The organism is Gordonibacter sp. RACS_AR68, from assembly GCF_030418485.1.
In the GTDB taxonomy this organism is placed as follows: domain Bacteria; phylum Actinomycetota; class Coriobacteriia; order Coriobacteriales; family Eggerthellaceae; genus Gordonibacter; species Gordonibacter urolithinfaciens.
On the sequence record NZ_JAIPUP010000001.1, the window covers coordinates 689,385 to 701,916 of the forward strand.

At 66.3% G+C, this 12,532-nt stretch carries 9 protein-coding genes; 8 read left to right on the plus strand and 1 reads right to left on the minus strand.

What is annotated here, in order from left to right:
- The first annotated feature begins 89 nt into the window (after nt 1–89).
- Nucleotides 90–752 carry a LysR family transcriptional regulator substrate-binding protein gene (locus tag K9U15_RS02935; protein ID WP_087190183.1) on the plus strand — a complete coding sequence of 221 codons (663 nt, stop codon included), beginning with the start codon at nt 90–92 and terminating at the stop codon, nt 750–752.
- Between the two features lie 75 nt (nt 753–827).
- Here K9U15_RS02935 and K9U15_RS02940 read toward each other — a convergent pair whose 3' ends face one another.
- Nucleotides 828–2,705 (minus strand): lipopolysaccharide biosynthesis protein, encoded by a 1,878-nt coding sequence (locus K9U15_RS02940; RefSeq protein WP_301155594.1) that lies wholly within the window; start codon nt 2,703–2,705, stop codon nt 828–830.
- Between the two features lie 534 nt (nt 2,706–3,239).
- On the opposite strand from K9U15_RS02940, the gene K9U15_RS02945 reads away from it, so the two are divergent.
- The 7 genes from K9U15_RS02945 (at nt 3,240) to leuS (ending at nt 12,482) form a co-directional block, all read left to right on the plus strand.
- The gene (locus K9U15_RS02945) at nt 3,240–4,187 is read left to right on the plus strand and encodes a 2-oxoacid:acceptor oxidoreductase family protein (RefSeq protein ID WP_123672700.1); all 948 of its coding nucleotides are present in this window, start codon (nt 3,240–3,242) and stop codon (nt 4,185–4,187) included.
- On the plus strand, nt 4,184–5,392 hold the full coding sequence (porA, locus tag K9U15_RS02950) for a pyruvate ferredoxin oxidoreductase (RefSeq protein ID WP_301155595.1): 1,209 nt from the start codon (nt 4,184–4,186) through the stop codon (nt 5,390–5,392). The genes K9U15_RS02945 and porA overlap by 4 nt, the downstream gene beginning before the upstream one ends.
- Nucleotides 5,393–5,394: 2 nt before the next feature.
- Complete coding sequence (locus K9U15_RS02955) at nt 5,395–6,315, plus strand: thiamine pyrophosphate-dependent enzyme (RefSeq protein WP_096227368.1); 921 nt, start codon at nt 5,395–5,397, stop codon at nt 6,313–6,315.
- Nucleotides 6,316–6,355: 40 nt separating this feature from the next.
- Entirely contained in the window at nt 6,356–7,120 is a 765-nt protein-coding gene (gene yaaA / locus K9U15_RS02960) for a peroxide stress protein YaaA (protein ID WP_301155596.1), read from the plus strand.
- A 346-nt stretch (nt 7,121–7,466) separates the two neighbouring features.
- Nucleotides 7,467–8,585, plus strand: a complete 1,119-nt coding sequence (locus K9U15_RS02965; protein ID WP_123672692.1) for a protein kinase — start codon at nt 7,467–7,469, stop codon at nt 8,583–8,585.
- 86 nt (nt 8,586–8,671) lie between these two features.
- Nucleotides 8,672–9,694, plus strand: a complete 1,023-nt coding sequence (locus tag K9U15_RS02970; protein WP_206613313.1) for an FHA domain-containing protein — start codon at nt 8,672–8,674, stop codon at nt 9,692–9,694.
- A 214-nt stretch (nt 9,695–9,908) separates the two neighbouring features.
- Nucleotides 9,909–12,482, plus strand: coding sequence for a leucine--tRNA ligase (leuS, locus tag K9U15_RS02975; RefSeq protein ID WP_301155597.1), 2,574 nt, complete (start codon nt 9,909–9,911; stop codon nt 12,480–12,482).
- Nucleotides 12,483–12,532: the final 50 nt, after the last annotated feature.

The window sequence follows — 12,532 nt, forward strand, 5'->3', positions numbered from 1 at the left end:
GCCAACCCACGAATCTCCGGCACCACGGGCACCCTCGCTGACTGATTTTGGACCCGCGAGAAGGAAATCTTGTTGAAAGGATTCCACCTATGACCACCACCGAAACCACGTTCGCCGTCTCCGGCCAGCACTACCTGTTCAACGTGCAGACGTTCGCCCACACCGTGTTGGCGTTGGGCGGCGACTCCTTCGCCTATGCGCTGCGCGACCGCACGACCCAGGGCGTCATCGACGACGTCGCCAGCGGGAAGAGCGAGCTGGGCGTGCTGTTCCAGACCTCGGCCACGGCCGACGAGGTGAACGCTGCGCTCGACGCGGCGGGCCTCGAGTTCGTGGAGCTCATCCAGTCGGCGCCGCGCGTCGCGCTGCCGGCGAGCCACCCCATGGTGAACGCCGCGAGCCTCACGCTCGAGGACATGGAGGACTACCCGTACCTCTACTTCGAGCAGGACGAGGACTCCCCGGTCGCCTTCGCCGAGGAGGCACTGGCCGGCGTGCCGCGCGCCAAGTCCATCGCCTGCACCGACCGCGCCTCGCTCTCCGAGCTGATCGTGGCCCTGAACGGCTACACGGTGACGAGCGGTATCCTCGTAGGTATCTCCGACGGCGCCGGCTTGAACACCGTGCCCCTTGAAACCGACGTGCGGCTGCATTTGGGCTACGTCGTGCGCAAGGGTGGGCAGCTGGGCGAAGTGGGCCAACGCTTCGTGGACACCCTGAAGAAGAACCTGGAGAGGTACGCACGGTTTTAGGGTTCCGCCAAGTCATCACCGCCGAAGTTCGCGCGGAAGGGGTTTGCTGCACGCCGGCTGAAAACCGATCCTCGCCTACTGCGGCAGCGGGCTCTCGTCGTCGGGGGTGCCGGCCGCTCCGAGGACATCCGCCGCAGCTCCCTCCTCGGCGCGCGCCCGCGCCTTCGCGTGGGCGGCTGCGCGGGCGGGGGACATGCCGCGTGCGGTCTCGCCCTCGGCTTCCAGCTCGGCCTCGATCGCGCGCACGCGGGCCTTCTCGTGGGCGGCGGCGCGTGCGGTCGTGGAGCGTCCGTGCGCGCTCGGGCTGGGGGCTATGGCGCTGGCCTCGGTTTCCGTCTCCTTGGAGAAGCCCAGGCGGATGCTCACGTACTCGCTCACCAGCAGCACCAGCAGGATGCACATCACAATGAGGTAGCCGATGACCGCGCCCGGCAGCCCCGTGAAGTTCACCAGCAGAAGCGGCACGAACAGCGAGAATCCGAACGTGATGACGTAGAGCTTCGTCACGGCGCGCTGCCGCCTCAGCACGGTGATCACCTGGTACAGAAAATCGATGGCCGCCGTCACGCCGCCCGCGGCGATCATGATGAACAGGAGGCCGCGGAATTGCTCGAAGTCCAGCCCGTACAGGAAGCTCATGACGGGGATGCCGATCCATCCCATGACGAGGGCCGTCGCTCCCGTGTACGCCACGATGATCACCATGATAAGGACGATGATCAGGTCGAACTTTCGCCGCTTCTCGGGGTCGCTCCACGCCTCGGCCATGCGCACGAGCAGCGGCTTGTAGATGAGCCCGATGGTCAGCAGAATGCCCTGCGCCGGGAAGTACAGCGCGTTGAAGTACAGCTGGTTGTCGTAGGAGAGCACGCCCTCCATGACGAACTTCGGCATGTTGTCGATGAGCGCGTACAGGAACAGCGCCAGGAACAGCGGGAAGCACTGCTTGAATAGCCGCGCGACGCTGGAAGGGCTCACGCGGCGCGACTTCGGCGTTTCGAACAGGGCCAGCGGGAACGTGAGCACCACGAACGACAGGGCTGCGGCCATGGCCATGACAATGCAAGCCACCGGCAGGTTGCGAGTGATGAGCAGGCACAACGAGAACGCCACGAGCACCACTACCGAGCGGAACGCCTGTGAAGCGCCGGCCAGGTACAGCTTGTCCACCTGCTGCAGCCGCCCCTCGTACACGTCGGCCAGGCCGTCCACCATCTTGTACACGTACACACCTAGGCTGATGGTGAACATGTCCTGCGCGTACCCGCGTATCGAGCAGTACGCCACGCCCACCGCCACCATGAGGGCGCAGGTTATCCAGCGGTTCAGCTGGTAGTCCGAGAAGGAGTGCGCCTCGTCCAGGTCCGACACCTGGTAGGTGCGCACGCCGTAGTTGGCCAGGAACATGAGCAGCATGCCCGTGACGAACGCCATGGAGAACATGCCGGCCTGCTTCACGCCCACGAGCTGCGTGACCACCACGGTGAGCACGGGGAACACCATGCCCCACGCGCCGATGCCCAGGGAGTTCCATACGTAGTCGCGCGTGGTGCGGTGCGCGGCGTACTGCTCTTCCTGGGCGGCCAGCGAGCGCTCCGACACGGCGCCGAGCAACCGGTTGCACCAGTGGTTCACCGTGCGCGTGACGAAGTTCGGCTTGCGGGGCTTGCGTGCCTTGGCGTCGCGGGCTCCCCGTCCGGCTTGGTCGCGGTCGCTCTCGCCGCGCAGCACGTCGCCGGTTGTTTCGACGTGCCCTTCCTGCGCGCCGGGCCCGGGAGTGCGTCGGCCATGCTTGCCGCGAGGGCTCTGCGCGCCCTCGCCCGAGGGCGCCTGCTCGGCGTTGTTGGCGGTCGGCAGGACGCGCGTTTCGACCTCGCCGGAACCTGCGGGTTCCCGATGCGTCGCCGGGCGCTTCTTGCCAAACGTGGGGCGGTCCATCACGGTGCTCGCCAACTCCTTCGCGGTGCCTTCTCGTCGGTTCTCTCTCCGAGCATTATATAGTTCGTGCACGGCCGCGCCCCGAAGATTCATAGCAGCAGCAAACAGCGAGTTGAGGGCGGGCTTGCGGCGTTGAAAGGCGGTCGAGGAGGGGATGGAAGGGGGGCGGATATGGGCTGAAGCGCTTTTCGCCGGGAAGAGCCAAGAAAGGGCTGGTTTGGCAATCGTGGGCGCCTGTTTTTTGGGCTGTTGTGCTGCGTGCGACGCCGATGGCGACATATCGCCTGATCGCGCCTCGGCCTGTCGGGGAGCTTCCAGCGCTCGGATTGCCAAACCGGCCTTTTCTCGGCAGTATCGGCCGGGAAAGCGTCATCCGGGCGAGAAATGCATCCCTTCCGGCAAAGGACAGCGCGACGAAGCGGGCTGGCATGATGGGCGGATCGCTGCCCATTTGCTGAAGAATACGGGCAGGCCGGCCGCCGCGCCGCCGTCTCGGCACGGCCGCAGCGCTATACTGGCACGATCAAATGCAAGAGAACGGGAGACTGCATGATCGAGGTACTCTGGCACGGCCGCGGCGGGCAGGGCGCGTTCACGGCGGCGCGGCTTCTGGGCGCGGCGGCGTCGATGGCGGACGGAAGGCACGCGCTCGCGTTCCCCTCGTTCGGGCCCGAGCGGCGCGGCGCGCCCATGCGGGCGTTCACCAAGATGGGCGACGCGCCCATCGGCGACCGCAGCGCCGTCGCGCAGGCCGACTACGTGGTGTACCTGGACGACACGCTGCTCGGCGACGGGTGGGAGCGCGAGCTCAAGTCCGGCGGGCTGGTGTTGGCGAACAGCACGCGCACGTTCGACGACCCGCGCATCGTGGCTCTCGACGCCGACGGCATCTCGAGCGCGGTTCTGGGTAGGCCCATTCCCAACACGGTGTTCCTGGGCGCGTTGGCCGCGCTCTGCGATCGGGTGGATTTGGCCGACGTGGAGGAGGCCGTCCGCCAATACATGCCTGCGAAGCTGCATGCGAAGAACATCGAGATCGTGCGGGCGGCATGGGAAGCCGTCTCCCGCCGCGACGAAGGCGGTTCGGCTCGTTGCCCTGAGCGGACGGAGCAGGTCGAAGAATCCTCTGCGGCGTCGGCGGAAAATGCAACGACGGCGCTCCAGCGCCCTGCGTCCTGCATCCCCACGCTGCGCTCCGGCGTGCTCGACCCTACCGAGTTCGCGCATTCCACGTGCTTCGAAGGCGGCTACCTCACGGTGAAGAACGCGGGCTGGCGCAACATCCGACCTGTGATCGACCCGGCCGCCTGCACGGGCTGCCTCCAGTGCTACCTCTACTGTCCTGACGGCACGGTCTTCAAAGTGCCCGACCCCGCTCCCGGCGGCGCCCCCGTCGCCATCGACTACGACTTCTGCAAGGGCTGCGGCGTGTGCGCGAAGGCGTGCCGGTTCGGTGCCATCACGATGATCCCCGAAAGCGAGGCGGATGCCCGATGAAGCGGTTCCTTTCCGGCGACGAGGCCCTTGCCGAGGGCGTGCGGCTGGCGCGCCCGCAGGTGATCAGCGCGTATCCCATCACGCCGCAGACGGTGGTGGTGGAGCGCTTGAGCGAGATGGTGGAGGACGGCTCGCTCGCCGCCGAGTACGTGCACGTGGAAAGCGAGCATTCGGCGCTCTCGTGCGCCATCGGCGCGTCGGCCACGGGCGCGCGCACGTTCACGGCCACGTCGAGCCAGGGCCTGCTGTACATGGCCGAGTGCCTGACCTACGCGTCGGGCGGCCGGTTCCCCATCGTCATGATGAACGCGAACCGCGCGACCGCCCTGCCGTGGAACATCTACGGCGACCAGCGCGACTCGCTCTCGCTTCTGGACCACGGCTGGATCCAAGTGTATGCCGAGAACAACCAGGAGGCGCTCGACCTGGCCCTCATGGCCTACGCCGTGGCCGAGGACCCTGCCGTGCGCACGCCGGTGATGGTGAACCTCGACGGCTTCGCGCTCACGCACACCTACGAGACGGTGGACGTGCCCACCTCCGAGCAGGCCGACGCGTTCCTGCCGCCCTACGACGGCGCGGGCAACAGCTTCGACTTCGAGAACCCGGTGAGCATCGGCTTCTCGGCGGGGCCGGACTACGACCGTTACTTCAAGTACTGGGAGCACCACGACATGCGGGAGGCCGCGCCGCGCGCCATCAAGGAAGCGGAGGCGCGCTTCGCCGAGGTGTTCGGGCGGCGCTACACCGGCATGATCGAGTGCGTGGACTGCGACGACGCCGACGTGGTGTTGGTGACGCTCGGGTCGGTGGCGGGCCTCGTACGCGGCGTGGTTGCCAAGCTGCGCGCGCAGGGCGTGCGCGCCGGCATGCTGCGCATCCGCTATCTGCGCCCCATGCCGAGCGTGCTCATTGCCACCGCGCTCGCCGGCGCGAAGGCCGTGGGCGTGCTGGAGAAGGACGTCTCGTTCGGCGCTGAGGGCACGGTGTACACCAACGTGAACTCGGCGCTGCAGCAGGCGGGAGTGCGCGTTCCCTCGTACAACTTCATCGGCGGCCTGGGCGGCGACGACATCTCGGAAGCCCAGGTTGAAGGAATGTTCCGCGCCCTCGCGCAGGCGGCCGAGGGCACGGCCGACCTGCCGCATGTGTCGTTCTTGGGGATCGACTCGCCGGCGGATGCCGTCTCGGAAGGAGGCCGATAGCCATGGCCGTCACTGCCAAGAACATGACCGACGACGAGCTGTTCTTCGGGCACAAGGCGTGCGCGGGCTGCGGCGGCTCGCTCGCCCTGCGCGCGGCGCTCAAAGTGCTGGGGCCGAACGCCGTGGCCGCGCTGCCCGCGGGCTGCATGAGCGCCGTCGGGTTCAATTTCCCGCAGCTCGCCTTCGCCAACAACGCGATGATCACGCCCTTCGCCGCCACGGCCAGCGTGCTCACCGGCATCGAGGCTGGCCTGCGCGCGCAGGGCAAGAAGCCCGACGACTGCACGGTGGTGGGCTTCGCCGGCGACGGCGGCACGGCCGACATCGGGCTGCAGGCGCTCTCGGGCGCCATCGACCGCAACGACGACGTGCTCTATATCTGCTACGACAACGAGGCGTACATGAACACGGGCATCCAGAAGAGCTCGCTCACCCCGTTCGGCGCCAAGACCACCACCACGCCGGCCGGCTCGAACGTGCACGGATGCCTCACGCAGAAGAAGAACCTGTTCGAGATCGTGGCGGCGCACGGCATCCCCTACGCTGCCACGGCAAGCGTCGGCTACCTGAACGACTTCATCCGCAAGGTGGAGCGGGCGCGCGACATCCGCGGCACCCGCTACATCCACGTGATTGCCCCGTGCCCCACCGGCTGGGGCTGCGGCGTGGACGAGATGGCGGACATCGCGAAGGATATCGTGGACACGGGGCTCTGGTACCTCGCCGAATACGAGGGAGAGCAGGTGTCCGGCCAGCCCGGAGGCCGCTTCCGCCTGAACCGCGACCCCAAGCAGTTCGCCAGCGTCGAGGCCTACCTGCGCCGCCAAGGCCGTTTCCGCGCGCTTTCGGACGACGAGATGGCCGCCGTCGAAGCCGCCCGCGACGCGAAGTGGGAGGTCATGCGGAGGGAGTGGCGCGACTGACGCCCGAATCGTGCAGCGGAAACAACGAAAGGGAGGAGCCATGCGCTTCATCGTTTCGCCGGCCAAGAAGATGAACGTGGTAGACGACGCCTTTGCGTGGCACGGTCTGCCTCGGTTTATCGACGATGCGGAGCAGTTGCTCGAAGCGTTGCGCTCGCTGTCGTACGGCGAGGCGAAGGCGCTCTGGGGATGCAGCGATATGCTGGCGGAGCTCAACTTCGAGCGGGTGCGCACCATGGACCTGCGGGCCGAGGGCGCGCTGACACCGGCGGTGGTCGCCTACGAGGGCATCCAGTACCAGCACCTAGCGCCGCGCGTCATGAACGAGGCGCAGCTGGCCTACGTGCAGGAGCAGCTGCGCATCCTCTCGGGCTTCTACGGGATGCTGCACCCCCTTGACGGCGTGGTGCCGTACCGCCTGGAAATGCAGGCGAAGCTAGCTGCAGGCGGCGCGCCTGACCTCTACGCCTTCTGGGGCGACCGTCTCTATCGCGCGCTTGCCGACGAGGCCGACATCATCGTGAACCTCGCATCCGTCGAATACGCCAAGGCCGTCCTCCCGCACGCCAAAATCGCGGGCGCGCGGGCGCCGCGCATCGTGACCTGCCTGTTCGGCACCGTCGACACGCAAGGCCGCCTCAAGCAGCGTGCCACCGCCGCCAAGGCCGCTCGCGGCTCGATGGTGCGCTGGTGCGCCGAGCGCAACGTCCAATGCCCCGAGGACCTGCGCGCCTTCGATCAGCTCGGCCACGTCTACGACGGGGCCCGCTCCACCGACGACTGTTTCGTGTTCGTGCAAGGTTGAGCTTGCGGGGCTCTTCCTTGGCTTCGCTAGGCTGTTCCCAGCGAACTTCATTTCGCCGGAAAGTGTCTCCGCGCGATTCCATTTGAATCCTTCGTCGGCGTTAGCACCGACGCTCCGTAAAGTTGCGCAACCCGTACAGGCGCCTCAACAGGCTATAGTGCGATAAAGGAAGGCTCCCGAAAACCAAACGGCCCGCATGGTCGACCATAACTCCAGAGCAACCTAAAGCGGTTCACGTGCGACCGCCTGCGTTAGCGCCCCTTGCTAGAGACGAGCCTGCGTAAGGGCCCTGTACGGAGCACGCGTCTTGACGGCTGATGGCGCGTCGGCGAAATGGAGGGTGGGTATGCATGTCCATTCTGCGCATCATCTCGATACCCCCGCCGTGCCCCAGCCTTTCCTGTCGATCGAGCTCGTGTCGAGAAGCAGCCGTTCAAGCGTGCATGTATGCCGCTTCTCGGACATGCTTCAGAGCCGCGCCTACTGCCTGAAAACACTGCGAGCGGACGGCCGCTACTTGGAGCATCAGAGAAGCCTTCTCGCGCGGTTGGTTGCGGGGTCGCGTAAAGCCGCGTCAGAGGAGAGAGGAGCTGGCGCGGTAGCGAGCAGGCGCGCGGCGAACGGAGAAACTGCTAGCGGCGACACCGAAGAAAGAGGAGTGACGGCATTCGGTGCACGCTTCGCTGCGACCGGGGTGCTTCGCGACTCGCGCTTGCGCCCTTCCCACGGGAAGTGGCTCTACTTGGTTTCTGCCTGGGCTGAAGGCGCTCCTCTTTCTCGCATTATTACGCAGCGTGCTCGCGAGCGTCGGCCGCTTCTTCTGGCGGACTCGTTGTCGCTGCTGCTCGCAGTGGCGACCGACCTGCACGATCTGGGACGCTGCGGGGGCTCCGGCGCCGCCCTCATCCATCAAGATCTCAAGCCCTCGAACATCATCGTATCGTCTTCTCCCGTCGAGCGAGCTACCGTCATCGATCTTGATACGGCCTTCTTTCTGGGCGAGCCGACGGACGCCGTGCCCTGCGGCTCATATGGCTACACGGCTCCGGAGGGTATCATGCGCACGCCCGGATGGGAAAACGAGAACCTGGACGTGTTCTCTTTCGGCATTGTGGCGCACGAAGTGCTCACGGGTCGCTGGCCGTATCCCTTTCCGCCGCGCCTGCGTGACGACCTCTCTTTCTGGTCGGCGTACTTCCGCGGGGGAGGCGTTCCGCGCGTCGATCCCTGCCTGCCCGATGATGTGCGCCAACTGGTTCGGTCGTGCGTTGCGCTCGATCCGGGCCTGCGTCCGAGCTCGTCCGAACTGATCGAGCAGGTGGGTCGGTTGGCGGCTCTTTATGCTGGTTCCGGCGCGTCTTGCCCCCTTGCCGCTGCCGCCGCACCGCTTCCTACGCCCGCGTCGACTGCCTTTCCCCTGCTTGATTTACCGCCCGATGAGCCAAGCAATAGTGTTGCGCAATAGGCCGACCTCGCCAAGACGAATAACCTAATAACGATTTACCGGTGCAAACGTATGCTTGACAAAGCAGTTGAGATAAAGGGGACAAGGTGCGGCTGACGACGAACACCGAACAGGCACGGTCATTCGACGTGTCGGGCGAGGATCGGGGATGGCACACGGCGTTGTACTATTTTGCCGAGCATATCCGATCGCTCTCGCGCGGCCGGGTGAACCACAAGGTCCTCTATTCCTACCTTGGGACGAACGGCCACTACATCAACCATGACAATCCCACCATCAGGAAGCGCACCGCGGCGGTGCTGTCGCGACTCGTCCACTCGCGACGCTATGTGGAGGACTTCCGTGCCAGCTACGAGAGAAACCCGCAGGTGTTCGACGATGCGGCGCGGCTGCTGAGCGCCGATCTCTGCAATGGCGCCGATTGCACTGTCGGGGACCTTGTCTTTTACTTCTGCGGTCCCTTGTGGACCGACGTGCAGCGCGGGTTGGAGCATGAGCGCGAGGACGGGCGTGTGGAGCTGCGTCTCGATCGCATCGCGAACGAGATGAACTCGCTGTTCGTTTGGTGCGAACAGCAGCCTGCTGTGCGTAGCGAAGACCTGCTGGTTGTGCTCGCATCCTCTTACTTCCACCTCATGACGTTCGGCCATTTGGACGAGCGCTTCGTGTGCGAGCTGGCCGATGAGACGCCTCTCACCATCCCAGATGGCAAGGCCAACGACCCGGATCGAGCCGTTCGGCGCGAAGGCTGTGCCTGCCTCGTCAAGTACGCGTGCGACGAGCCTGATGCCTTGAGCAACTGGTGGACAGTCGCATCCGACCGCCCGTTCTCCATCGGCCGTTACACCGATTGCGACATCATCGAGACGGATCCCTGCGTTTCGCGTCGGCATTGTCGTATCGTAGGGGAGGGTGGAAGATGGCTTCTGGAGGACCAAGGCTCGGTCCATGGGAGCCGCATTCTGCGCGAGGGCCGCGTTGTGTACGACAGCGCTCGCGACGGTGCCGAGCCGTTCGAGCTCGAGTTCGGCGACCACCTTGTGCTGGCCGGTGCATCTTCGTACTGGTTCGGAGCCCTGCTCGCCGATGATCGCCACGCGCGGCGCTGATCAAGGTTCCTGCGATCCCCAATCTACTCGGAACCCGGGACTTTGCCCGGCCTGATCGGCTCGAATTTGCGTGGAGGACTCCCGGTGCGGGGGAAAATCACTATAATGGGAGCATTCGCGAATCGAGCCCCCTGCGCGGACGCGCGCGGGCGGCATCGCCTTGCCGTGGCGCTCCCGTCCGACAGGGCGAGACCTGACGAGGAAAGACACCGCCATGAAACCTTACAACCCGCATGAGATCGAGCCCCGCTGGCAGAAGGCGTGGGCCGACGCCGACCTGTACAAAGTGACCGAGGACGCCTCCAAGCCGAAGCGTTACGTGCTCGAGATGTTCCCGTACCCCTCGGGCGACATCCACATGGGGCACGTGCGCAACTACACCATCGGCGACGTCATCGCGCGCTACTCCAAGATGCGCGGCTTCGACGTGCTGCACCCCATGGGCTGGGATGCGTTCGGCCTGCCGGCGGAGAACGCGGCCATCAAGCACCACAGCCATCCGGCGAAGTGGACCTACCAGAACATCGACACGCAGAAGGCGTCGTTCAAGCGCATGGGCTTCAGCTACGACTGGGACCGCACCGTGGTGGCGTGCGACCCCGAGTACTACCGCTGGGGCCAGTGGATCTTCCTCAAGATGTGGGAGAAGGGCCTGGTTGAGCGCCGCAACAGCCCGGTGAACTGGTGCCCCAACTGCGAGACGGTGCTCGCGAACGAGCAGGTCACCGAAGGCGAGTGCTGGCGCTGCCACGGCGCGGTGGAGAAGCGCGACCTCACGCAGTGGTACCTCAAGATCACCGACTACGCCCAGGAGCTGCTGGACGACCTGGACCAGCTGGACGGCTGGCCCGAGCGCGTCAAGCAGATGCAGGCGAACTGGATCGGCCGCTCCGAGGGCGCCGAGGTCACGTTCACGCTGTGCGGGCCCGACGGCGAAGCGCCCGCCGAGCCGACCGAGGACGACCTCATCACCGTGTTCACCACGCGTCCCGACACGCTGTTCGGCTGCTCGTTCTTCCTGCTGGCCCCCGAGTACAAGGGCCTCATGGACCTCGTGGCCGGCACCGAGTACGAGGCCGGCGTGCGCGAGGTGGTGGAGCAGGCCGCCAAGGTGAGCGCTGTGGAGCGCGCCCAGGGCGACCGCGAGAAGCACGGCGCGTTCACCGGGCGCTACATGGTGAATCCCATCAACGGCGAGAAGGTGCCCGTGTGGGTGGCCGACTACATCGTGAGCGACTACGGCACCGGCGCGGTCATGGCCGTGCCGTGCGGCGACCAGCGCGACTTCGAGTTCGCGCGCAAGTACGACCTGCCCATCATCCCCATCATCTTGGGCGAGGACGACCCGCTGTACCCTGAGCTCGACGGCGTGCAGGAGCGCCGCGTGACGTCGGTGGACTGGGACCATGCCTACGACGCCGAGGGCATCCTCGTGCAGTCCGGCACGTACACCGGCATGACAGGCGGCAAGCACAGCCCGGCCGTGGACGCCATCATCGCCGACCTCGAGGCGGCCGGCCGCGGGCGACGCAAGGTGGAGTTCCGCCTGCGCGACTGGCTTATCAGCCGCCAGCGCTACTGGGGCAACCCCATCCCGGCCGTCCACTGCCCGGAGTGCGGCCTGGTGCCCGTGCCCGAGAGCGACCTGCCGGTGCGCCTGCCCGAGGACATCGATCTGGCCGCAGGCGAGACGCTGGCCACGCACGAGGCGTTCGTGAACACCACCTGCCCCGTGTGCGGCGGCCCGGCCAAGCGCGAGACGGACACCATGGACACGTTCACGTGTTCCAGCTGGTACTACCTGCGCTACACCGACCCGCACAACGACCAGCTGCCGTTCGCGCCCGAGAAGGCGAACCGCTGGCTGCCGGTGGACCAGTACATCGGCGGCATCGAGCACGCCATCCTGCACCTCCTGTACAGCCGCTTCTTCACCAAGGTGCTGCGCGATCTGGGCATGGTGGATTTCGACGAGCCGTTCGCGAACCTGCTGTGCCAGGGCATGGTGAAGGACGAGCACGGCGAGACCATGAGCAAGTCGAAGGGCAACGTCATCGCCCCCGAGGACATGATCGCCGAGTACGGCGCGGACGCCGTGCGTGCGTACATCCTGTTCATGGCCCCGCCCGACAAGGACCTGCTGTGGGACGAGGGCGGCTTGGCCGGCATCTACAAGTTCATGAACCGCGCGTGGCGCATCGTGTGCGATCTGGCGGGCCAGGCCGGCGACGAGTCGCTCTACCAGCCGGGCGCGAGCGAGGCCGAGGGCGTCGAGGCGCTCAAGACCCTCGTGCGCGAGCGGCATCGCGTGGCGGGCAAGGTGGTCGACGACTTCGACCGCAACAACTTCAACACCGCCATCGCCGCCATCATGGAGTTGTGCAACGCGGCGGGCGACTACCTGCGCAAGTGCTCGCCCGACGAGCGTGCGGCCTGCGAGGGCTCCCGCGCCGTCGACCCCGAGGTGGCCGAGGTCATCGTGAAGCTCATGGCCCCCATCGCACCGCACTGGGCCGAGGAGCTGTGGCACGATGTGCTGGGCCGCGAGGGCTCCGTGCACGTGCAGCCGTGGCCGGAGTTCGACCCCGAGAAGGCCAAGGCTGACGAGGTGGAGCTGGCCGTGCAGGTGAACGGCAAGGTGAAGGCCAAGATCACGGTGGCTGCGGATGCTGCGGAGGACGACGTGAAGGCCGCCGGCCTGGCCGCCGCGGAGAAGGCGCTCGAGGGCAAGGACGTGAAGAAGGTCGTCGTCGTCCCCGGCCGTTTGGTGAACATCGTGGCGAAGTAGCGGGTATCCCGCTTCAGATTCTAGCTTCAAGAGGGCATACCGGGTATCCG